General features: G+C 44.4%; 21 protein-coding genes and 1 pseudogene. All 22 read left to right on the plus strand.

The annotated features are described in order from the left end of the window. Positions 1–813 (plus strand): glycosyltransferase, encoded by an 813-nt coding sequence (locus DW096_RS00370; RefSeq protein WP_009036925.1) that lies wholly within the window; start codon positions 1–3, stop codon positions 811–813. Between the two features lie 2 nt (positions 814–815). Beyond that, on the plus strand, positions 816–2,162 hold the full coding sequence (locus DW096_RS00375; RefSeq protein WP_009036926.1) for a UDP-glucose/GDP-mannose dehydrogenase family protein: 1,347 nt from the start codon (positions 816–818) through the stop codon (positions 2,160–2,162). Positions 2,163–2,327: 165 nt separating this feature from the next. Beyond that, positions 2,328–2,518: pseudogene (locus DW096_RS19690) on the plus strand (hypothetical protein); the annotation flags it as partial. A gap of 176 nt (positions 2,519–2,694) precedes the next feature. Beyond that, positions 2,695–3,540, plus strand: a complete 846-nt coding sequence (locus DW096_RS00380; RefSeq protein ID WP_133303531.1) for a hypothetical protein — start codon at positions 2,695–2,697, stop codon at positions 3,538–3,540. After that, positions 3,540–4,409 (plus strand): NTP transferase domain-containing protein, encoded by an 870-nt coding sequence (locus DW096_RS00385; RefSeq protein WP_009036928.1) that lies wholly within the window; start codon positions 3,540–3,542, stop codon positions 4,407–4,409. The genes DW096_RS00380 and DW096_RS00385 overlap by 1 nt, the downstream gene beginning before the upstream one ends. Continuing rightward, on the plus strand, positions 4,406–5,986 hold the full coding sequence (locus DW096_RS00390) for a phosphotransferase (RefSeq protein WP_009036929.1): 1,581 nt from the start codon (positions 4,406–4,408) through the stop codon (positions 5,984–5,986). Before DW096_RS00385 ends, DW096_RS00390 begins: the two co-directional genes overlap by 4 nt. A 43-nt stretch (positions 5,987–6,029) precedes the next feature. Further along, a complete protein-coding gene (locus DW096_RS00395) occupies positions 6,030–7,505 on the plus strand; it encodes a BCCT family transporter (protein ID WP_255342435.1) in 1,476 nt (491 codons plus the stop codon). A gap of 20 nt (positions 7,506–7,525) precedes the next feature. Then, positions 7,526–8,647, plus strand: coding sequence for a glycosyltransferase family 4 protein (locus tag DW096_RS00400; RefSeq protein WP_009036931.1), 1,122 nt, complete (start codon positions 7,526–7,528; stop codon positions 8,645–8,647). Between the two features lie 8 nt (positions 8,648–8,655). Further along, a complete protein-coding gene (locus DW096_RS00405; RefSeq protein ID WP_009036932.1) occupies positions 8,656–9,561 on the plus strand; it encodes an NAD-dependent epimerase/dehydratase family protein in 906 nt (301 codons plus the stop codon). Between the two features lie 18 nt (positions 9,562–9,579). Beyond that, positions 9,580–10,530: a glycosyltransferase family 4 protein gene (locus DW096_RS00410; protein WP_119958422.1), complete on the plus strand. Its 951-nt coding sequence runs from the start codon at positions 9,580–9,582 to the stop codon at positions 10,528–10,530. 206 nt (positions 10,531–10,736) lie between these two features. Then, positions 10,737–11,237, plus strand: a complete 501-nt coding sequence (locus DW096_RS00415; RefSeq protein WP_009036934.1) for an HU family DNA-binding protein — start codon at positions 10,737–10,739, stop codon at positions 11,235–11,237. Positions 11,238–11,269: 32 nt separating this feature from the next. Further along, a complete protein-coding gene (locus tag DW096_RS19240; protein ID WP_005828262.1) occupies positions 11,270–11,365 on the plus strand; it encodes a smalltalk protein in 96 nt (31 codons plus the stop codon). Between the two features lie 153 nt (positions 11,366–11,518). Beyond that, positions 11,519–13,981 (plus strand): phenylalanine--tRNA ligase subunit beta, encoded by a 2,463-nt coding sequence (gene pheT / locus DW096_RS00420; RefSeq protein ID WP_120028627.1) that lies wholly within the window; start codon positions 11,519–11,521, stop codon positions 13,979–13,981. 45 nt (positions 13,982–14,026) lie between these two features. Beyond that, positions 14,027–14,764 carry a YebC/PmpR family DNA-binding transcriptional regulator gene (locus DW096_RS00425; protein ID WP_005828265.1) on the plus strand — a complete coding sequence of 246 codons (738 nt, stop codon included), beginning with the start codon at positions 14,027–14,029 and terminating at the stop codon, positions 14,762–14,764. Beyond that, positions 14,764–15,009, plus strand: a complete 246-nt coding sequence (locus DW096_RS00430; protein WP_120028628.1) for a TIGR03905 family TSCPD domain-containing protein — start codon at positions 14,764–14,766, stop codon at positions 15,007–15,009. The genes DW096_RS00425 and DW096_RS00430 overlap by 1 nt, the downstream gene beginning before the upstream one ends. Before the next feature lie 126 nt (positions 15,010–15,135). Continuing rightward, complete coding sequence (locus DW096_RS00435) at positions 15,136–16,401, plus strand: Nramp family divalent metal transporter (protein ID WP_005836422.1); 1,266 nt, start codon at positions 15,136–15,138, stop codon at positions 16,399–16,401. 29 nt (positions 16,402–16,430) lie between these two features. Next, positions 16,431–17,195 (plus strand): exodeoxyribonuclease III, encoded by a 765-nt coding sequence (locus tag DW096_RS00440; protein WP_120028629.1) that lies wholly within the window; start codon positions 16,431–16,433, stop codon positions 17,193–17,195. Next, on the plus strand, positions 17,192–17,662 hold the full coding sequence (locus tag DW096_RS00445) for a C-GCAxxG-C-C family protein (RefSeq protein WP_022401337.1): 471 nt from the start codon (positions 17,192–17,194) through the stop codon (positions 17,660–17,662). The genes DW096_RS00440 and DW096_RS00445 overlap by 4 nt, the downstream gene beginning before the upstream one ends. Before the next feature lie 150 nt (positions 17,663–17,812). Further along, positions 17,813–18,013 (plus strand): winged helix-turn-helix domain-containing protein, encoded by a 201-nt coding sequence (locus DW096_RS00450; RefSeq protein ID WP_005828272.1) that lies wholly within the window; start codon positions 17,813–17,815, stop codon positions 18,011–18,013. Between the two features lie 124 nt (positions 18,014–18,137). Beyond that, positions 18,138–19,919 carry a translation elongation factor 4 gene (lepA, locus tag DW096_RS00455; RefSeq protein WP_022401063.1) on the plus strand — a complete coding sequence of 594 codons (1,782 nt, stop codon included), beginning with the start codon at positions 18,138–18,140 and terminating at the stop codon, positions 19,917–19,919. A 39-nt stretch (positions 19,920–19,958) separates the two neighbouring features. Then, positions 19,959–21,278 (plus strand): Na+/H+ antiporter NhaA, encoded by a 1,320-nt coding sequence (gene nhaA / locus DW096_RS00460; protein WP_008663230.1) that lies wholly within the window; start codon positions 19,959–19,961, stop codon positions 21,276–21,278. Between the two features lie 192 nt (positions 21,279–21,470). Continuing rightward, positions 21,471–23,747, plus strand: coding sequence for a HAMP domain-containing sensor histidine kinase (locus tag DW096_RS00465; protein ID WP_120028681.1), 2,277 nt, complete (start codon positions 21,471–21,473; stop codon positions 23,745–23,747). The last annotated feature ends 62 nt before the right edge of the window (positions 23,748–23,809 follow it).

The raw sequence follows: 23,809 nt of genomic DNA on the forward strand, positions 1-23,809 counted from the left end.
ATGAATGAACCATTAGTGAGTGTAATTGTCACAACACACAACCGTGAGGATAATGTGATAAGAGCCGTTAATTCTGTTATAAACCAATCTTATCGAAATATAGAGATTATCGTGGTGGATGACCATTCTTCTGATGATACTGCAAAAAAAATCGGGCAGTTGATAGAGAAGAATGATAATCTTTTTTATTATGCATTGCCAGATCCTAATCGGGGAGCTTGTGCTGCTCGTAATTATGGAATAAGCCAAGCTCATGGAATGTATATTGCAGGGTTGGATGATGATGATGAATTTGTGCCGGAGAGAATTGAGAAAATGATGGCTGCGATGTCGGATGAGGTGGCTTTTGTATGTTCTGCCGGGGTAATTTGTGATGAGAAAAATAGAAAGAAGATTGTTCGCTATTTTTTTAAAGATCGGTGTTTCTCTCTATATGATTTGTTGTGGTGTAATGTGGTGGGAAATCAAGTTTTGGTAAAAAAAGAATTGATACTTCAAGCAAATGGTTTTGATGTAGAGATGCCTTGTAATCAAGATTGGGATATGTGGACACGTTTGCTTAAAGTTAAACCAAAGGCTATATATCTGACGGATATTCTTCAGATTATACATGTGGATAAAGAAGCTCCTTCTATTACGAAATTGGCAAATAGGAAACTGGGACTTTATAAATTCTATTGTAAAAATGGTGAGAATATGACATTTTGGCAAAAGCATTTCTTCCGTTATAGAGAATATCGGTTTGGATTGAGAAATTTTTCTTTTTGGATGTTTTTTTCTTGTATAAGGTATTTTTTTTATAAAATAATGTAATTATGAATATAGCAGTTGTAGGCACAGGCTATGTAGGATTGGTTTCCGGTACATGTTTTGCGGAAATGGGTGTTCGGGTAACATGTATTGATGTTGATATAGATAAAATAGAAAAGTTGAAGAATGGTGAGATGCCCATTTATGAACCTGGATTAGAAGAGTTGGTACGACGTAATGTAGAATATGGACGTCTGAACTTCTCGACAAATTTATCAGATGTCATTGATGAGGCGGCAGTTGTTTTTTCAGCAGTGGGAACGCCACCTGACGAAGATGGTTCTGCTGATTTGCAATATGTATTGGCGGTAGCTCGTGAATTTGGAAGGAATATTAATAAATACACTATACTTGTAACAAAGTCCACAGTTCCTGTAGGCACTGCTCAAAAAGTAAAAATGGCTATTCAAGGAGAATTGGACAAGCGAGGTTTGCAAATTCCATTTGATGTAGCAAGTAATCCGGAATTTTTGAAAGAGGGTGCTGCCATTAAGGATTTTATGAGTCCGGATCGCATAGTTATTGGAATAGAAAGTAAGCGGGCGGAAGAGATCTTGACTAAGCTTTATAAACCCTTTCTGCTTCAGAATTTTCGGGTGATTTTTATGGATATTCCCAGTGCAGAAATGACTAAATATGCAGCCAATGCAATGCTTGCAACACGCATTTCATTTATGAATGATATTGCAAACCTTTGTGAAAGGGTAGGGGCTGATGTGGATAGTGTGCGTAAAGGAATTGGAGCAGATGCCCGTATTGGACAAAAATTTCTTTATGCAGGTTGTGGATATGGTGGAAGTTGTTTCCCAAAAGATGTTAAAGCATTGATACATACAGGTGTTGAGAATGGTTACCACATGGAAATAATTGAAGCTGTAGAACGAGTTAATGAGAAGCAGAAGAGTATCGTATATGAAAAACTTGTAGCTTTAATATCCGCTGAAGATTCCTTGAAACAGGCTTCTGAAAGTTGTTTGAAAGGAAAGACTATTGCACTTTTAGGTCTTGCGTTTAAACCGGAAACTGATGATATGCGGGAAGCACCGGCATTGGTCGTGATTGATAAATTATTGAAAATCGGAGCTCAAGTTAGAGTATTTGATCCCATTGCCATGGATGAATGTAAACGCAGAATAGGTGATTCAGTGACTTATACTTCTAATATTTATGATTGTGCGGACGGAGCAGATGCATTATTATTAATGACAGAATGGAGACAGTTCCGTTTACCTGCTTGGAATGTTATTGATAAAGTGATGAAGGGGAAAGTGATTGTGGATGGTCGAAATATTTGGAATAGAGTTGATATAGAGAAAATGGGATATAAATATACCAAAATAGGGGAGAAATAATATTTCTTTTTTAGAGCCTGTTTGGATATATGCCGTCTATGTAGAGTATTGCAATTATGAAAATGTTAATCATTTGTTTTTTAAGTGCTTAAAATAGGCTGACATATATATTTAAGTAAGCACTCAAATTAGGGCTTCAAAATGCTATCTATATCTTTGTAGGAAATAAAATCTAACACTTATGTATATAGCGAAGCTCTTGAAAGATTTTATTTTCAGTACCAAACTGAGGCCGTCCCTCATGGAATGTTTCTTCACTCATTCTGTTCAAAGAATAACGTCTCTTACAACATTTTTATAAATGGTATAAGGGTACCTGCAGAAAAATAGTGGAAGTTCAGGTAAAGAGTGTTCCCTTTGGATTATTTTGGCGTTTTTTTTACTGGAATTGTTCTAAATAGAGTCTTGACAGATAATATCGTAATAAATGAAAAGGCAATGCGAAGCAAAAAAACTTATTCTATTGAACGACCACTTAGTAATCAGGAAATATTGAAAATAATATAATTAGTGATAAATATTTACAGTAGAAATGAGAAAGTTTTTTCTTACATTATCATTGCTAACAATTTCGATTGCTTCTTTCGCACAGGAAGTCGTGTACGTTCATGATACAGTCTATATCGCACAGGTTGTTGTTAAGGAAACCGTATCAACTCCAGTAGCAAAGGCTGGGCTTCCTGCAAGGAACAACTGGAGCGCAAAGCTAAAGGCTTCGAACTTCCACTTGGGCCTTGATCTTCAGACCAAGTATATGTGGAGAGGTATGGAGATGATTCCTGAGGAGTCTGCACCTGTGCTTTTCCCTTGTGTGAACTATAGTTGGAATGGTCTTTATGTATACGCCATGGGTGGTTATGCTTTTAATGGTAAATATGCAGAGGTTGACCTTGGTTTGAGCTATACTTGGAAGGGCTTGACCGTTGCCTTCAACGACTATTATTACCCTACTATTGGAAGTAAGGGCGATGAGTACTTTGGCGGTAAGCACAATGGTCACTGGTTAGAGGCTTGCATCACCTATACTCCTGAGAGAGTACCTCTTTGGATTACTGCCAGTAATTTTTTTGCAGGCGATGATGACAAATACGAGGATGCCGATGGCAATCTGAAGCAGGCATACTCTACCTATCTGGAGATTGGTACTTATTACGATTTCCTCAATAACAACCGCATCTCGCTGGCTGTTGGTATGACACCAACTAGGTCTTGTTACACCAATTACGAAAAGAAATTCGCAGTCTGCAACATCGACCTGAAATATACTTATAATGTAAACTTCAAAAATGGATGGACGCTTCCTCTGAGTGCAGAGTATATCTACAATCCGGTTTTTGATAAGCCATACATCAACTTCATTGCAAATATCTCATTCTAATGACAAAACGTAATGCCATCATTATGGCTGCGGGTACTTCATCGCGCTTTGTACCACTCTCTGTTGAACGTCCAAAAGGATTGCTGGAGGTGAAAGGTGAGGTGCTCATTGAGCGCCAGATTTGTCAGTTGAAAGAGGCTGGCATTGAAGACATCACTCTCGTTGTGGGGTATAAGGCAGAAATGTTTGCCTATCTCAAGAAGAAGTATGGCGTCAGCATTGTGTGCAACGAAGATTATGCTTGTTACAACAATACTTCGTCAGTAATACGTGTAATCGAAAAACTGGATAATACGTTCGTGTGTAGTTCAGATAACTATTTCCCAGATAATGTATTCGTAAAGGAATCGGCTGAAAGTTATTATTCTGCTCTCTATGCAGAAGGCGAAACTGGTGAATATTGTCTGACCACCAATGACAACGGTCAGATTACCGAAGTAAAGATTGGCGGTCGTGATGCTTGGTATATGGTAGGGCATGTGTTTTTCAATCATGAGTTCTCGGAGGCTTTCCGTAAGATTATGATTGAGGAATACAAGAACGAAGAAACCAAGCAAGGCTATTGGGAGGATGTCTATATCCGTTATATAGACCAACTGCCAAAGATGAGAATCAACCGCTATAAGGAAGGGGAGATTCTTGAGTTTGATTCGCTTGACGAATTGCGCCAGTTTGACGAAAGCTATAAAGATGATACATGTTCGTCGGTAGTTAAGCAGATTTGCCAACAGCTTGAGGTGAAAGAGGCAGATGTTTATGCCTTTAAGAATATCAGGCACAAGGGCGACTACCTGCACTTCCGGTTTATGGTAGGTGAAATCCCATACGAATACAATTCCGAAAAAGGTGTAGAGATTAAGAGAATATGAAAACTGCCGTAATACTTGCAGCCAGACGTGAGAAGGATTCTGAAATACCCTATCCTCTGATGCCGTTTGCCGAAGGTCTTTGCTTGCTTGACAGAACTTTGGGAATCCTTCGCGACCTCCATTTCAGTAATATTGTGTTAGTGGTGGGCTACAAAGCTGAAATGTTCCAGAAATATGCAGCTGAAGATGTAAAACTCATCAAAAATGAGGACTATGAGTTTACGGCATCTATGGGTTCGCTGGCATTGGCAAAAGATGATATCCAAGAGGATTTTCTGCTTATAGAAAGCGATACTTTCTATGGCAGAAGAGTTCTGGAGGAACTCGCTGCCAGAACCGAAGGCAATTGTCTCTCAATGACTGAGGAAAGTGGTTCGGGCGACGAGTGCTTTATGGAAACAAAGAATGGTTTTGCTACCAAGATAACAAAAGATCGCCATCGTGTGTGCCATTTTGAGGGTGAGATGATAGGTGTGAGCCGTATCAGCCTGGACACTTATAAGCATCTGATTGAAGCCTGGGAGCATGCCAGCAATCCGTATCTTAACTATGAGTATCTGCTGATGGATGTGACCGATCCGCTTGATCGTCCTGTCATAATGTTCAAGAATCTCATTTGGGGCGATGTGGATTGTGAAGAGGATTTTAAGAAGTTACAGAACGATATTTATCCTCGTCTCAGAAGACGCGAAGATCCGTTTGATTACGATAACCTGATGATGCATCTGCAGAGCATCTTCTCAGGAGAAGATGTCAGCAAGGTTGAAATCATACAGATTGGCGGTATGAGCAATAAGAACTTCCGAGTGAATTTCGAAGGTAAGAGTTATGTACTTCGTGTTCCAGGAAATGGTTCGGAGGGAATGGTGGAGCGTGCTAACGAAGAATTTAATGCCATCGAAGCCTGCAAGATGGGTGTGACTCCGGAGATTCGCTATTTCAATGCAAAGACCGGAATTAAACTGGCAGACTTTGTAGAGAATGCTGAAACCCTCAATGCCGCTACTATCCAGCGTCATGACAATATGAAGAAGATAGCCAAGATTTATCAGACGGTTCATGGTTCGCATATTCGGCTGAAGAACGAGTTCAATATTTTTCAGGAGATAGAAAAGTACGACCTGTTGATACAAAAGGCAGAGGCTATAATGTATGAAGGATGGGAGGAGGTTCGTCCGCAGGTGATGGCACTTGAAGGCTATTTAAATGAATTGGGTGTAGAACTTTGCCCATGTCACAATGATGCTCTCTACGAGAACTTCATCAAGGCAATGGATGGAACAATCTACCTCATTGATTGGGAGTACTCAGGTATGAACGACCCGATGGCAGATTTTGCAGCTCTATTTATAGAAGCAGACTTTACGAAAGAAAATCAGGATTACATTCTTGACAAGTATTTTAACGGAAATGTACCGAAGAATTCCTTTAAAAAGATTCTCTGTTATATGATTCTTTGGGATTACCTCTGGGCACAATGGACAATCATCAAGGAGGCAAAGGGAGATAACTTTGGGACCTACGGATACGACCGTTACAATCGCGCGATAAGGAACTTAAAGAACATCAAAAGATAGTATACAGATGGAAGTCAAAAATAGAAAAATTGATTGGAGCACGATGCTAATCCCCTTTGCTATAGTTATAGCATTGATGGCAGTATTTATGATAGTGCCCGATAAGTCAAAATCAGTAGTCGATATAATGAGGGGATTTTTGGGTGATACCATCGGACTCTATTATTCTATACTTGCTATTGGTAGTGTGGCTTGTGCACTCTATGTAGCTCTTAAGCCAAAGTATGGAAACATCAGATTTGGAAATCTAAACAAGCCTGCTTACAGTAACTTCAAGTGGGGTACAATGATCTTCACTTCCACTATGGCAGCCGACATCATGTTTTACTCACTTATTGAGTGGGCACTCTATGGCGCAGAAACTCATGTAGTAGAAAAGGGCTCTATGCAGATGTGGGCTCCTACTTTCACTTTATTTCATTGGGGACCTTTGGCTTGGGGCTTTTATGTGATTCTTGCTGTTTGTTTTGGCTTCATGATGCATGTTCGCAAGCGTGAACGACAGCGTTTCTCAGAGGCTTGCCGTCCGCTCCTTGGCGATAAAGTGGATGGTATCTGGGGTAAGATGATTGATGTGATTGCCATCTTTGCTGTGGTATGTGCTACTGCTACTACCTTCTCGTTGGCAACTCCTCTGCTTACCAAAGCTATGGGTTCGGTATTCGGTTTTGAGGTCAATACAGCCATCACCATCTGTGTGCTTCTGCTTATCTGCTCTATCTACACGATTACCGTACTCTTCGGTGTGACTGGTATCAGCAAACTTGCAGGCATCTGTTCATATCTGTTTTTCGGTATCTTGTTTTACTTCCTTTTCTTGGGTGGTGAAACTCGTTATATCGTTGAAACAGGCTTCCAATCATTGGGCAACCTCATTCAGAACTTCATCGGTCTCTCTACTTATATGGATCCTCTTCGTGAAAACGGTTTTGCTCAGAACTGGACTGTCTATTATTGGGCATACTGGCTTGTTTGGTGTGTGGCAACTCCTTTCTTCATCGCTTTGATTTCAAAGGGTCGTACTATCCGCAACACGGTCTTCGGTTCGTTTGGTTGGGGGCTCGCAGGAACCTACATGTCGTTTATTATTCTTGGTAACTACGGGCTTGCTCAGCAAATGAAGTATGGTCTTAATGTGACTGGCTTCATTAGCAATGGTGGTGAGATGTACGATGCCATTCTGATGATTTTTGACACGCTCCCTCTTCCTGCAGTTGCCTTGATATTGCTTGTGATTACTATGATTGCTTTCTATAGTACTACACTTGATGGCATCACATATGTCACTTCATCTTACAGTTACAAACAGATTGCTGCCGATGAAGAACCTTCACGCAAGATTCGTGGATTTTGGGCGCTTTTGCTCATTTTTCTTCCTATCGGTCTTCTCTTTGCTGAGAATTCCCTCTATAGTCTTCAGGGCGTAACCATTATTGCGGCTTTCCCTGTAGGGATTCTTCTCACAATGATTGTCATTAGCTTCTTCAAGGATTGTAGAAAGTGGCAAGAAGGTAAGTAAAAATATGTTGCTTTATAAAAATGAATATTCTACATGTAGTAAATATTTATTTCGTTCTTCCATATTTCATCGGAGATCAGTTCAAATACTTCAAAGAAAAGGGTTATAATATGAATGTAGCTTGCAGTCCGAGTGAGTATTTGGCAGACTTTGCTAAGGAGCAAGGATTCGCGTATATTGAGACTCCTGTGAATAGAAGTATCTCGATAAAAGAGGATTTTACTTCGATACGGAATATCTGCAAGTTTATCAAAAAACAAAAGATTGATATCATTGTTGGGCATACGCCTAAAGGTGGGTTACTAGCTATGATTTCGGGTTGGTTGATGCGTGTGCCTAATCGCATTTACTTTCGTCATGGATTGGTGTATGAGACTAGTTATGGATTGAAACGTTTCATACTGATGACGGTGGACAGATTGGCTTCGTTTTGTTCAACTAAGGTGGTGTGTGTAAGTCCATCTGTGCTTAGAAGGAGTATTGAAAATCATTTGGCTCCTGCAAAAAAGCAAATCATTTTAGGTAAGGGTACATGCAATGGAGTGGATACTGTCAATCACTTCAATCCCGCTATTATTGATCAGACGAAGGTTGCTGCATTGAGAGCAAAGTATGGCATTGAGGAGGGTAACTTTGTAATTGGTTATTCAGGTCGTTTGGTACGTGATAAGGGCATTATTGAACTGGTACGTGCTTTTGACCGGTTGCAGGATGCGGATAACTGCAAGTTGTTGCTTGTAGGCATGTTTGAGGTGAGGGATGCTTTGCCTAAGGACATTCAGGAACGGATTAAGAATGATAAGCGTATTATTTTCACAGGCTTTATCAATGGCGGTATGGAGTATTACTATTCGTTGATGAATGTGTATGTACTCGCATCTTATCGTGAGGGATTTCCTACGGGTGTGTTGGAGGCGCAGGCGATGGAGAAACCTGTCATTACGACTCGTGTAACAGGTTGTTGTGACTCGATTATTGACGGTAGGACAGGTTTGTTCGTGGATATTGCTCCTGAGGATTTGGTGAGAAAGCTTGATATGATTCGTAAGGAAAATGTCATTGATGGAAGAAATGGACGAAAGTGGGTCGTTGAGAACTTTGACAGCCGATTGGTTTGGAAAGAAATAGAGAAACTCTACTAATTGAACGAATGAAGAAAATATTAATAACTGGCGCTGGTAGCTATGTGGGCGAGAGCGTCAGAAAATATATATTGTCTAAGGACTCATCGTATCAGATTGATGCGGTGGATACGATGGACGACAACTGGAAGAAGGCTGATTATACAAAGTATGATGTGGTCTTTCATGTGGCTGGTATTGCACATGTAAATGCAGATCCGAAAATGGAGCCGCTTTATTATAAGGTGAATCGTGACTTAACGATTGAGATTGCAAAACATGCTAAGGCTACGGGCGTGAAGCAGTTTATCTTTATGTCGAGCCAGATAGTGTTTCATGAAAGCCGGTCGCTTAAGGCTGAAGTCTTGACGGCAGAAACGAAACCGGCTCCGAATGGGTTCTATGGTGACTCGAAGTTACAGGCAGAGAATGGACTGTGGGATCTTGTTAAAAATCAGGAGGAAGATTCTGCTAAAACTAAAGGTGGAAATCAGATGAAAATCTGTATCCTTCGTCCTTGTATGATTTATGGTCCAAATGCGAAGGGGAATTTCCCTCGTTTGGCGAAGTTGGCTTGTAAGACTCCGGTATTTCCAGAGTGGCACAATAAGCGTTCGATGCTCTATATTGACAATTTGGCTGAGTTTGTGAAGCAGGCGATTGAACGTGAGTTGGAGGGTACGTTTTATCCGCAAAATCGCGAGTTGGCTGATACGGTGGAGATTGTCCGTTACTTCGCTAAGGTTGCTGGTCACAAGGTTTGGATAACCAAGTTGCTGAACCCGTTTGTGTGGTTGGGTAGCTTTGTGTTGCAGCCTATAAATAAGATGTTTGCGACCTACTATTACAATCCAAAGATGAGTAAGATGGAATTTGATTATCAGCTGGTAAGCTTTGAAGAGTCTTTAAAACAGGTTGCAGACAGTTTGAAGTAGTAAAATAAGTTTGTATTTATGTATTATCTGATAATTTTAGTTCTGTTATTCGTGGCAGAACTTTTTTATTTTAGGGTGGCTGATAGGTGCAATATCATCGACAAGCCCAATGAGCGCAGTTCCCATACGAAAGTGACTTTGCGTGGTGGTGGGATTATCTTTTATTTCGGTGCGTTGGTCTATTTCCTGACGAGTGGCTTTGAATATCCCTGGTTCCTGCTTGCCTTGACACTGGTGACGTTCATCAGCTTCGTGGACGATATAAAATCCACCGGACAGATGACAAGACTGCTTTTTCATTTCTCTGCCATGGCCTTGATGTTTTATCAGTGGGGACTGTTCTCCTTGTCCTGGTGGTGGATAGTCATAGCCTTGATAGTCTGTACGGGTATCATCAATGCCTACAACTTTATGGATGGTATTAATGGCATAACCGGCGGTTGTTCTCTGGTTATTCTTGCTGCGTTGGCCTATATCAATAAGGAGGTTGTTACTTTTGTGGAAGCGGATTTCATCTATACCGTTATCTGTTCCGTTCTTGTCTTCTGCTTCTTCAATTTCCGCAAGCGTGCCAAATGCTTTGCGGGTGATGTGGGTTCGGTGAGCATTGCCTTCATCCTTCTTTTCCTGATAGGCAGGCTCATCATTGAAACGGAAGATTTCAGTTGGATTGTCCTTTTATCCGTTTATGGTGTGGATAGTGTACTGACTATCATTCACCGCCTGATGCTTCATGAGAATATCGGACTACCGCATCGCAAGCATCTGTATCAGATTATGGCGAATGAGCTGAAGATTCCTCATGTAATGGTTTCTTCTATTTACATGGCAGTGCAGGCAATCATAATCGTAGGATATATAATGTGTTTGGATTCAGGCTACTGGTATCTGCTATGTACCATCCTCTTGTTAAGTCTTATTTATATCTGTTTCATGAAGAGGTATTTTGGATTACATCAATCAATTTGAAATAAGCTTTCCTTTTCTTGATTAAGTTGGCTTGCCTAATCTGTCGACTTGTAAATCAATACTTTATGAACTTATCTCAGAAAACAGCTTCAGCGAGGCTGTTTTCTTTGTTTACAGGCAAATATATCCTCACCTTTGCATTGTTGATCAACAATACGAGATGAAAAACCATGTTGAATTAAAAATGTAAAAAGGAGAAAGAAAGTATGCCTTTATTTTATTATGCAAGACAGTCGTCTCTGGCGACGAAAGAGGGTGCCAAACTTTGGCATCTGAGTTTGAAGAAAGTGGGAAGAGCTGTGGATGCGCAACAGCTGGCTGAGGTGATTGCCGAGAAATCTTCCCTGACTCCGGGTGACGTACATAATGTAATCCGTAACCTGATGACGGTAATGAGGAGCCAGTTGCTGAACAGCCGTACGGTGCGTCTGGATGGCCTGGGCACATTCACCATGAAGGCCCGTACGCGAGGTAAGGGAGTGGTCAAATCTGAAGACGTGAATCCCAATCAGGTGACTGCTTTGCGCTGCCAGTTTACTCCGGAATACACGCGCCCGGCTGCCATCGGCACTACGCGTGCCCTGCTCCAGGGTGTGGAGTTTGAGAAATGGACGGGAGTGGTTACGGATGGTAAGGATGATGCCGGTGATAGTGGTAATTCCGGTGGCGGTTCCGACGGTGACCAGGGAGAGAACCCGTTAGGATAAGATGTATTTACTGATTTAGAAAGATTAAAACTATGAAAAAGAACGTTTGGGACAAAATTTTGAAGGTAGTGATAGCTGTTGCTTCTGCCATATTGGGAGCTTTAGGTGCCAATGCAATGAATGTATAAATTGTAGATTCATGTAGTAATATTAGGAGAAAGGCGGTGAAGGAAAAGCACTTCATCGCCTTTTTGTTATTTTCTTCATTTATAATTCCCTGCCAACCAAAAAATCTTATTACCTTTGCAGGTCACTTTTGGAAACAATAAAAATATAATGATATGAATATCTCTTATAATTGGTTGAAAGAGTATGTCGATTTCGATTTGACACCGGATGAAGTTGCTGCGGCACTGACCTCCATCGGACTGGAAACGGGAAGTGTGGAAGAGGTGCAAACCATTAAAGGCGGACTGGAAGGACTGGTCATCGGCGAAGTGCTGACATGCGAAGCTCATCCTAACTCAGACCATATGCACGTCACTACGGTGAACCTGGGACAAGGTGAACCCGTGCAGATTGTATGCGGCGCTCCGAATGTAGCTGCCGGACAGAAAGTGGTAGTAGCCACGTTGGGTACAAAACTGTATGACGGTGACGAATGTTTTACCATCAAGAAATCAAAACTTCGTGGCGTGGAATCTGTCGGCATGATTTGTGCTGAGGATGAAATCGGTATCGGTACGGACCACGCAGGCATCATCGTACTGCCGGAGACAGCTGTTCCGGGTACGCTTGCCAAGGACTACTATAACATCAAGAGCGATTACGTACTGGAAGTGGACATCACTCCCAACCGTGCTGATGCTTGCTCACATTATGGGGTGGCACGCGACTTGTACGCCTACTTGATACAGAACGGTAAGCAGGCTACCTTGAAGAAACCTTTGGTAGACGCTTTTGCGGTAGAAAATCACGACTTGGATATTAAAGTAACTGTAGAGAACAGCGAAGCATGTCCCCGATATGCCGGCGTTACGGTGAAAGGGGTTACAGTAAAAGAAAGCCCCGAATGGTTGCAGAACAAGTTGCGTATTATCGGCCTGCGTCCTATCAATAATGTGGTGGATATTACCAACTATATCGTTCATGCTTTCGGCCAGCCGCTGCACTGCTTCGATGCGGATAAGATTAAAGGCGGTGAGGTGATTGTAAAGACCATGCCGGAAGGTACTCCGTTTGTAACTCTTGATGGCGTGGAGCGTAAATTGAACGAACGCGACCTGATGATTTGCAACAAGGAAGAGGCGATGTGTATTGCCGGTGTGTTCGGCGGTCTGGATTCCGGTTCTACGGAAACCACCAAGGATGTGTTCCTTGAAAGTGCTTACTTCCATCCCACATGGGTGCGCAAGACAGCCCGTCGTCATGGATTGAACACAGATGCTTCTTTCCGTTTTGAAAGAGGTATTGACCCGAATGCCACTATTTACTGCCTGAAGCTGGCTGCTTTGATGGTAAAGGAACTTGCCGGAGGTACCATTTCTTCTGAAATAAAAGATGTGTGCGCCGCTCCTGCCAAGGATTTCCGTGTGGAACTTGCCTATGAGAAAGTGAACTCACTGATTGGTAAAGTTATTCCGGTGGATACCATCAAGAGCATCGTGACAAGTCTGGAAATGAAGATTGTAGACGAGACAGCCGAAGGGCTTACACTGGATGTTCCTCCTTACCGTGTGGACGTGCAGCGCGATTGCGATGTAATAGAGGATATCCTGCGTATCTACGGATATAATAATGTGGAGATTCCGACTACCTTGAAGTCTTGTCTGACTACCAAGGGTGAATATGATAAATCCAACAAACTGCAGAACTTGGTTGCCGAGCAGCTGGTGGGCTGTGGTTTCAATGAGATTCTGAATAACTCGTTGACGCGTGCCGCTTACTATGACAACTTGGAGTCTTATCCGTCGAAGAATCTGGTAATGTTGCTGAATCCGTTGAGTGCAGACTTGAATGCCATGCGTCAGACACTGCTTTTCGGTGGATTGGAAAGCATCTCGCACAACGCCAACCGTAAGAATGCAGACCTGAAATTCTTTGAATTCGGTAATTGTTATCACTTCAACGAGGAAAAGAAGAATCCGGAGAAAGTGCTTGCCGCTTATTCCGAAGACTATCATCTTGGTTTGTGGGTGACTGGCAAGAGGGTGACCAACTCATGGGCTCATCCGGACGAGAACAGCTCGGTATATGAGCTGAAGGCATACGTTGAGAATGTTTTTGCCAGATTGGGGCTGCACATGCATGATTTGGTTGTCGGCAATCTGACTGATGACATCTATGCTGCCGGTTTATCCGTACAGACAAGGGGTGGAAAGCGGTTGGCTACTTTCGGTATTGTAACAAAGAAGCTGCTGAAGGCATTCGATATTGACAACGAGGTTTACTATGCCGATTTCAACTGGAAAGAATTGCTGAAGGCCATCCGCAATGTGAAGGTGAGCTATACGGAAATCTCCAAGTTCCCTGCCGTGAAACGCGACTTGGCGTTACTGCTCGACAAGAAAGTGCAGTTTGCGGAAATTGAGAAGATTGCCTACGAGACGGAGAAAAAGCTGCTGAAGGAGGTTTCTCTCTTCGACGTTTATGAGGGTAAGAATCTGGAAGCCGGTAAGAAGAGTTACGCGGTGAGCTTCTTGCTGCAGGATGAGAATGCCACGTTGAACGATAAGCAGATTGACAAGATTATGTCCAAACTGGTGAAGAACCTGGAGGACAAGTTGAATGCCAAGCTGCGTTGATTCATTATTTAGAATTTATAATTCATAATTTAAAATACAGTTCCAATGGGAAGAGCGTTTGAATATAGAAAAGCTGCCAAATTGAAAAGATGGGGTCACATGGCAAAGACCTTTACAAGACTGGGTAAACAAATTGCTATTGCGGTGAAGGCCGGCGGTCCGGAGCCGGAAAACAACCCGACACTGCGTTCGGTTATCGCTACTTGTAAGCGTGAAAACATGCCGAAGGATAATATTGAACGTGCTATCAAGAATGCGATGGGTAAGGACCAGAGCGACTATAAGGGTATGACTTATGAAGGATACGGTCCTCACGGTGTAGCTGTTTTTGTGGATACACTGACCGATAACACTACCCGTACAGTAGCCGATGTGCGTTCCGTATTCAACAAGTTCGGCGGTAACTTGGGAACAATGGGTTCACTGGCTTTCTTGTTTGACCACAAGTGTGTGTTCACTTTCAAGAAGAAAGACGGTATCGATATGGAGGAACTCATTCTTGACTTGATAGACTATGACGTGGAGGAAGACTACGAAGAGGATGAAGAAGAAGGTACTATCACTATTTATGGTGATCCGAAAAGCTATGCAGCTATCCAGAAACATTTGGAAGAGTGCGGTTTTGAAGATGTCGGCGGTGAGTTTACCTATATCCCGAACGATATGAAGGATGTGACTCCCGAGCAACGCGAAACCATCGACAAAATGATAGAGCGTCTCGAAGAGTTTGATGATGTACAGACGGTTTATACTAACATGAAACCGGAAGAAGGCGGAGAATAATGACATATACATACAAGACGCAAGGTACGTGTAGCAGTAACATCGAACTGGATGTGGAAGATGGTATTGTGAAAGAAGTGGCATTTTGGGGTGGATGTAATGGAAACCTGCAAGGACTTTCACGTTTGGTGAAAGGCATGCCGGTAGATGCGGTGATTGCCCATTTGGAAGGAATTCGCTGCGGAAGACGTTCCACTTCCTGCCCCGACCAATTGTGCAAGGCATTGCACGAGATGGGGTATTGAGCCTCCTGCCTGAAAGAATGGATGAGAGCCCCTGACATTGAAAGATGCCAGGGGCTTTTTTTGAACCTAACATGGAGGTATTTGTTATTATTTGAGTATTTTTACGCTCTTAATTGAACAGATACAATGAAGAATATTTTTAAAGACTTGAAACGGAGAGACCACAAACGCTATCTGGGCGGTCTGGACGTTTTTAAATATATAGGTCCCGGACTGCTGGTGACTGTGGGCTTTATTGACCCGGGGAACTGGGCATCTAATTTTGCGGCAGGGTCTGAATTTGGCTATTCATTGCTGTGGGTCGTGACTTTATCCACTATCATGCTGATTGTATTGCAGCATAATGTGGCGCATCTGGGAATTGTAACCGGCTTGTGCTTGTCCGAAGCCGCTACCAAATATACTCCTTCCTGGGTGTCGCGTCCCATATTGGGTACAGCGGTATTGGCTTCCATCTCGACTTCGCTGGCAGAGATATTGGGAGGTGCCATCGCTTTGCAGATGCTGTTTGACATTCCCATCATATGGGGCTCTATCTTGACTACCGTATTTGTAGTCGTCATGCTTTTCACTAATTCCTACAAGAAGATAGAACGTTCCATCATTGCTTTTGTTTCGGTCATCGGGCTCTCCTTTATCTATGAGCTGTTTCTGGTGAAGATAGATTGGCCGCTGGCCGCACAAGGGTGGGTGACACCTTCGTTCCCGCATGGGAGCATGCTGATTATCATGAGTGTGCTCGGTGCGGTGGTGATGCCGCATAATCTGTTTCTGCACTCGGAAGTGATACAGAGCCATGAATATAATAAGAAAGATGATGCATCCATCCGTAAGGTGTTGAAATATGAATTGTTCGACACGCTGTTCTCTATGATTGTGGGATGGGCCATCAACAGTGCCATGATACTGCTGGCTGCGGCAACTTTCTTTAAAAGCGGCATTCAGGTGGAAGAGTTGCAGCAGGCCAAATCCTTGCTGGAGCCGTTGCTGGGGAATAGTGCTGCCGTGGTTTTTGCATTGGCATTACTGATGGCGGGTATATCTTCCACCATAACCAGCGGTATGGCGGCAGGTTCTATCTTTGCCGGTATTTTCGGAGAATCCTATCATATCAAAGACAGTCACTCGCAGGTGGGGGTGATTCTGTCGCTGGGCATTGCGCTGCTGCTGATTTTCTTTATCGGAGACCCGTTCAAAGGACTGCTGATTTCACAGATGATACTGAGCATCCAGCTGCCGTTCACGGTTTTCCTGCAAGTGGGACTGACTTCTTCACGCAAAGTGATGGGGCAGTATGTAAACAGTAAATGGAGTACATTTGTACTTTACGCCATTGCTGCGGTGGTCACTGTGCTGAATATCATGCTGCTGGTATCCGAGTTGACATCTTGAATAATTCATTTCTAAGAAATCAAATAAGTATGAAGATTATTACATATAACGTAAATGGGCTACGGGCTGCCGTGACAAAAGGTTTTCCCGAGTGGCTGGCACAAGAGCAGCCGGATGTGCTTTGTTTGCAGGAAACGAAGCTGCAACCGGAACAGTATCCGACGGAAGCGCTGGATGCTTTGGGGTATAAGCATTATCTATATTCTGCACAGAAGAAAGGGTATAGTGGAGTCGCTATTCTGAGCAAGCAAGAACCGGACCATGTGGAATATGGTATGGGTATCGAAGAATACGATAACGAAGGGCGCTTTATCCGTGCCGACTTCGGCGATGTGTCCGTTGTGAGTGTTTATCATCCTTCCGGTACCAGCGGTGATGAACGCCAGGCCTTTAAGATGGTCTGGTTGGAGAAATTCCAGGAATATGTATTGGAGCTGGAACGTACGCGTCCTAAACTCATTCTTTGCGGTGATTATAATATCTGCCATGAGGCAATGGATATTCATGACCCTATCAGGAATGCTACTAACAGTGGCTTCCTGCCTGAAGAGCGGGAGTGGATGACGCGCTTTCTCAATGCGGGATTCATAGATTCCTTCCGTTGGCTTCATCCCGACAAGCAGGAATATACGTGGTGGAGCTATCGCTTTAATTCACGTGCCAAGAACAAAGGGTGGCGCATTGATTATTGTATGGTGAGTGAGCCGGTGCGCCCGATGTTGAAGGAAGCGAGAATATTGGGTGACGTTGTCCACTCGGACCATTGCCCGATGTTGTTGGAAATTACAGAATGATTATGGAAACAAAAGACAGAATAGAAAAAGCTGTGGAGCTTTTCAAGAGTGGCTATAACTGCTCGCAGTCGGTAGTGGGAGCTTTTGCAGATATGTATGGTTTTACAGAAGAGCAGGCTTTCCGGATGTCCGCCTCTTTTGGTGGTGGCATAGGTCGTATGAGGCAGACATGCGGTGCTGCATGCGGCATGTTCCTATTGGCCGGATTGGAAAAAGGAGCTGTGGAAGGCAAGGACCGTGAAGGTAAGGCGGCAAACTATGCGTTGGTGCAGGAGCTGGCTGCTGAGTTCAAGAAACGGAACGGCTCTTTGATATGTGCTGAATTGTTGGGGTTGAGAAAACCGGAAGGTTCGTCCGTTCCGGAAGCCCGTACCGAGCAGTATTATGCTAAACGCCCGTGTGCCAGGATGGTAGAGGTAGCTGCCCAAATTTGGACCGAATACCTGGAAAAAACGTCCTCAAAGTAAGAAAAAAGAACTTTTTTACTCCTTAGTAAGAAAAAAAGTGCCTAATAACGTGTTGTATAACATAAATATACCTATCTTTGCAGCGATATAAAAACACCGACATCTCTATCTTTGGAGATGAGGATAACGTTTAACTAAAAGCAAATAGAAATGTTAAAAGAAAAAGCTGGTAATGTTGCAGGACAGATTTGGACTGCACTGAATGGCACAGATGGCTTGACTCACAAGCAAATCAAGAAAGCAACTAAACTGATCGACAAGGACTTCTTCCTGGGATTGGGCTGGTTGTTAAGAGAAGACAAGGTTTCTACTTCTGAAGTGGAAGGCGAATTGTTTGTAAAGCTGAACTAAGCGAGGAATTGATTGGAATGTTATAAAAAGATGCGTTGGTACATGAATATGTTATCAACGCATTTTTTTTATTTGCTCTGTTTTCATTATCTTTGCGCACCCAATTAATAGATAGTTATTGACAATGAAGAATATACGAAATTTTTGCATTATTGCCCATATCGACCACGGTAAATCAACCTTGGCAGACCGTCTGCTGGAATTTACCAATACTATACAAGTAACTAACGGACAGATGCTGGATGACATGGACCTTGAGAAGGAAAGAGGTATCACCATCAAGAGCCATGCCATACAAATGGAGTATACCTATAAAGGTGAAAAGTATATTCTGAACTTGATAGACACTCCGGGACACGTGGACTTCTCGTACGAGGTGTCACGTTCCATCGCCGCTTGTGAAGGAGCCTTGCTTATTGTAGATGCTTCGCAAGGAGTGCAGGCGCAGACCATTTCAAACCTCTATATGGCGATTGAGCATGATTTGGAGATTATCCCCGTCATCAACAAATGTGACATGGCAAGCGCCATGCCCGAGGAAGTGGAGGACGAAATCGTTGAACTGTTGGGCTGCAAGCGTGATGAGATTATCCGTGCTTCCGGCAAAACAGGCATGGGAGTGGAAGAGATTCTGACTGCGGTCATTGAGCGTATCCCTCATCCGGAGGGTGACGAGGAAGCTCCGTTGCAGGCGTTGATTTTCGATTCTGTCTTCAATTCTTTCCGTGGTATCATTGCATATTTCAAGATAGTGAACGGTGTGATTCGTAAAGGGGATAAAGTGAAATTCTTCAATACAGGCAAGGAATATGATGCGGATGAAATCGGAGTGCTCAAAATGGAAATGATGCCACGTCCGGAGTTGCGTACGGGGGATGTGGGCTATATCATCTCGGGTATCAAAACCTCTAAGGAAGTGAAAGTAGGTGATACGATTACGCATATTGCCCGTCCTTGCGAAGTGGCCATCGCCGGTTTTGAGGAAGTGAAGCCGATGGTTTTTGCCGGTGTGTACCCCATCGAGGCGGAAGATTTCGAGGACCTGCGTTCTTCTTTGGAGAAGCTGCAGTTGAATGATGCTTCGCTGACTTTCCAGCCTGAGTCTTCATTGGCTTTGGGCTTTGGTTTCCGTTGCGGTTTCCTTGGGCTGCTCCATATGGAGATTGTGCAGGAACGCCTTGACCGTGAATTTGACATGAACGTTATCACCACCGTGCCCAACGTTTCCTACAATATCTATGACAAGCAGGGAAATATGACCGAAGTGCATAACCCCGGCAGCATGCCCGACCCTACCATGATAGACCGTATTGAGGAGCCCTATATCCGTGCTTCGGTGATTACCACCACTGATTACATCGGTCCTATCATGACTCTTTGCCTGGGCAAGCGTGGCGAGCTGGTGAAGCAGGAATATATTTCAGGTAACCGCGTAGAAATATACTATGACATGCCTCTTGGCGAAATAGTCATCGATTTTTATGATAAATTGAAGAGTATCTCCAAGGGATATGCCTCTTTTGACTATCATCCCCACGGTTTCCGCCCTTCCAAACTGGTGAAGCTGGATATTTTGCTGAACGGTGAGCCGGTGGATGCTCTTTCTACCTTGACACACTTTGACAATGCCTACGAGTTGGGACGCCGGATGTGCGAGAAGTTGAAAGACCTGATTCCGAGACAGCAGTTCGATATCGCCATTCAGGCTGCTATCGGTGCCAAGATTATTTCCCGGGAAACGATTAAGGCTGTGCGTAAGGACGTAACGGCCAAATGTTATGGAGGTGACGTGAGCCGTAAACGAAAATTGCTTGAGAAACAGAAGAGAGGTAAGAAGCGTATGAAACAGATTGGTAATGTGGAGGTACCTCAGAAAGCGTTCCTGGCAGTCTTGAAGCTGGATTGATGTCGAAAGGATGAAATCTTAAATCAAATATACTTCTTTATGATTATTTTACGTACTGTGAAAAACTTCTCGTCGCTGAATATAGCGGCGAGCATCTTGCTGTTTTTGATGGCTATTTTGGCGGCCGTTATTGCTAATTCACCAATGGCTCCGTTGTATCAGGGCTTTCTTTTGCAGGAACTGCATCTGCGCATCGGAGACTTCAACTTGTTCTCCCATGGCGGTCATCCATTGAAAATGATTGAGTTTATAAACGACTGCCTGATGACTGTTTTCTTTCTGGCTGTGGGGTTGGAGATAAAGCGGGAACTGCTGGTGGGTGAACTTTCTTCCTTTCGTAAGGCCTCTTTACCCTTTGTAGCGGCATGTGGCGGTATGCTGGTGCCGGTCATTGTCTATTCACTTTTGGTCGTTCAGGGTACTCCGGAAACGCGCGGTATGGCTATACCGATGGCTACGGATATTGCTTTTTCATTGGGTGTACTCAGTCTGCTGGGTAAACGGGTGCCTTTGAGCCTGAAAATTTTCCTGACGGCATTTGCAGTGGTCGATGATATTGGCGGTATTCTGGTTATTGCCATTTTCTATAGTTCCGAAGTGGCATACGGATATCTTATTGTAGCTGCTGTCCTTTATTTCTTCCTTTACTATATGGGGAAATTCGGTATGACACAGAAGATATTCTTCCTGCTTATCGGGGTAATTATTTGGTATTTGTTCCTTCAGTCGGGCATTCACAGCACTATTTCCGGAGTGATACTGGCCTTTGTAATACCGGCCCGTCCCCGTTTGGATGCCGGGAAATACATTAAACGCATCCGCGACATTATCGGTGATTTTCCGGTTACCAAATCAGATAATATTATATTGACCAATGAGCAGATTGCCACTCTAAAACAAGTGGAGCGCGCTTCTGATCATGTAATTAGTCCTTTGCAATCCCTGGAAGACAATTTGCATGGTGCGGTAAACTTTGTGATACTGCCGCTCTTTGCCTTTGCCAATGCCGGTGTGGTGTTCAGTGGAGGCGGTGGCGTTGTTGGAGCTGTTAGTATAGCGGTGGCTGCAGGATTGCTTCTTGGCAAGTTTATCGGTATTTTTCTGTTTACCTGGCTGGCGGTCAAGAGTGGTTTGTCCTCAATGCCTCCGGGAATGAATTGGAGAAGTGTTGCCGGAGTATCCTTGTTGGGGGGTATTGGCTTTACGGTATCTTTATTTATTGCCAACCTTTCTTTTGCAGGAGAATATCCGGATCTGCTGAACCAGGCGAAGTTTGGTGTATTGCTGGGAACGATTGTTGCCGGTATGTTGGGATATATGGTACTGAATGCGGTGTTGCCGAAGGTCAAGGACAAATAGACCTCCACTTTGGAATACTGGACGAAGAATCGGTTCTTTAGGGATATTCGGTAAATCCTCTGAAAGATAAGTTGGGATGTGTCAATGATTTAAGAAAACGTATTCTTTGTTACAGAAACAGAAGAAATAGTCCATTATTCTTAAAAAACATTCGTATCTTTGCTGGTACAAGTCGAAAAGGACCTTCCGGATATGAAGCACATAAAGGCAGTTGCCGGATACATATTGATTCTTTCTCTCTGCCTCGTGTGTGCACACCCTGCCCATGCGGAGACACGGCGTATTGCGCTGATACACTCTTTCGAGCCGGGCTATCCGCCTGCTGCGAAGGCTCTGGAACTGTTGCAAAAAGAGTTCAGCCTTCTCGGCTTGGACTGCGATGTACGCGAATACTATCTGGACTGCGACCGCTACATGGAGGAGGCAGAAAACCTCCGTATGGCCGGTTTCGTGGACGACCTCTCTGCCTGGGGAGCCGAGTTGATAGCCGTGCTCGACGACCAGGCTGCCTATGCGCTGATGGCATGCAGACACCCGTTGGCGCATGAAATACCCGTTGTGTTCAGCGGTGTGAACTATCCCAACATATCTCTGCTCCTGCAATACCCCAACATCACGGGCTATGCCGACACGCCCGATTACTTGCGTACCATACGCATGATAGAGAGTATCATGGGAAAGTCGCGCATCTGCCTGATGAACGGACAAGTGTTTCTGGACCGCAAGATATGGCATGCGTTGAATGAGCAGTGTCGTGGGCAGGGGTTCGCCATCGTGACCTCTACCGAGGGTGCTTACTTTGCCGGTTCCTCCTATCACCGTGTGCGCGAGAGGGAGACTATCAGCCCTATACTGAAACGGCAGAACATAGACGTGTTGCTGGACACCACGAAGATTGTGCGCATGACGAGCGACTCCATAGCGATACGCCATCTGATGTGGCTGGGACGCGGCGACAATACGTTGCTGCTCTACACCAAGCGAGACTATACCACCAAGCGTGTGGGCATGCTCTTCGACAATCCCACGTTTCAGACCATCAACGAGGGCTTCGGCTTTGCCGACTACTTGCTGGGAGGATATTTCACTCCACTGGAAAGCCAGATAAGATACATGGCGACCGGTATCAAGGAACGCCTCGAAGGGCGGATGCCCCGGCAGCAGGTGACGGAATGCGCCAAGCAGTACGTGCTGAACTGGCATGTGCTGCAGAAGTATGGCATCCCGCTCGAGAGCATTCCGGCAGAGTACACTGTGATGTATATCCCTTTTTCGGAGCGCTACCGCTATCCTATACTTATCGGTTCCATCTTGGGCGCAGTCTTCGTGCTGACGGTGATAGTCTTGCTCTCCTTCAGCCTGCTGCGCGAACGCAGACGCAAGCGTGAGGCACTGCGAAACCTCCTCTACGAGCATGAGACCCTCTGCCTGGCCATCGAAGGAAATTCTACCTACGCCTGGCGACTGGAGGGAGATTCCGTGTCCTGCGACTCGCAGTTCTGCGAGCTTATTCACCACCGCTCCGGTCGTCTTCTGCTCAATGAAATCACTCCCTACATCCATCCCGGCGACTTACCCGTTTTCCGCAAGAACATAGCGTCAAGGCACGAACGTACGCACCACAAGGGACAGTACCGCTGTAACTTCACCGGCGAGTTCCAGTGGTGGGAGTTCAGCTACAATACCATCCACACCCCCGGACACGCACCCATCATAGCCGGACTGCTGCAGAACATCCAGGAACTGAAAGACCACGAGCAGGAGTTGATAGAGTCCCGCGAGCTTGCGGAGCAGGCCGAACTGAAACAGTCGTTCCTCAACAACATGAGCCACGAGATACGTACTCCGCTCAATGCCATTGTAGGCTTCTCGGACATGCTGGCCAACGAACCGGAGTTCTCCGACGCAGAGCGGCAGGAGTTTGTGGACATCATCAACACCAATACCAAACTGCTGCTGAAGCTGGTGGGCGATATACTGGAGTTGTCGCGTATCGAGTCGGGCAACCTCTCGTTCACTTTCCAGCATGAGAGTGTGCGTAAGCTGCTCGATGACGTCTACCAGACGCATAGCCTGCTCATCCATCCTCCGTTGCAGTTCGTCAAGGACTTCCCGGTCTGGGATGTGCAGGTGGACGTGGACTCCATGCGTCTGACGCAGGTGCTCACCAACTTCCTGAACAATGCCAACAAGTTCACCGAGACCGGCAGCATCCGACTGGGTTACTGCTGTCCGCCCGGTACGGGCGAGGTACATCTCTATGTGGAAGACACCGGCGTAGGCATTCCGCACAGCGAGCAGAAGATGATTTTCGAGCGTTTCTACAAACGCAGCGAGTTCTCGCAAGGCGTAGGACTGGGGCTGTCCATTTGCGTGCTCATTGCCGAAAAGATGGGGGGACGCATTGAGCTCCGTTCCGAAGAGGGCCGTGGAAGCCGTTTCACAGTGATACTTCCTTGTGTTGAATAGATTCTTAAAATTTGTAATCGTAATGTAACCTTTTTATATATAAATTTGCGTATCTTTGCCGG

It is taken from the genome of Bacteroides sp. AM07-18 (genome assembly GCF_003602695.1).
GTDB lineage: Bacteria > Bacteroidota > Bacteroidia > Bacteroidales > Bacteroidaceae > Bacteroides > Bacteroides uniformis.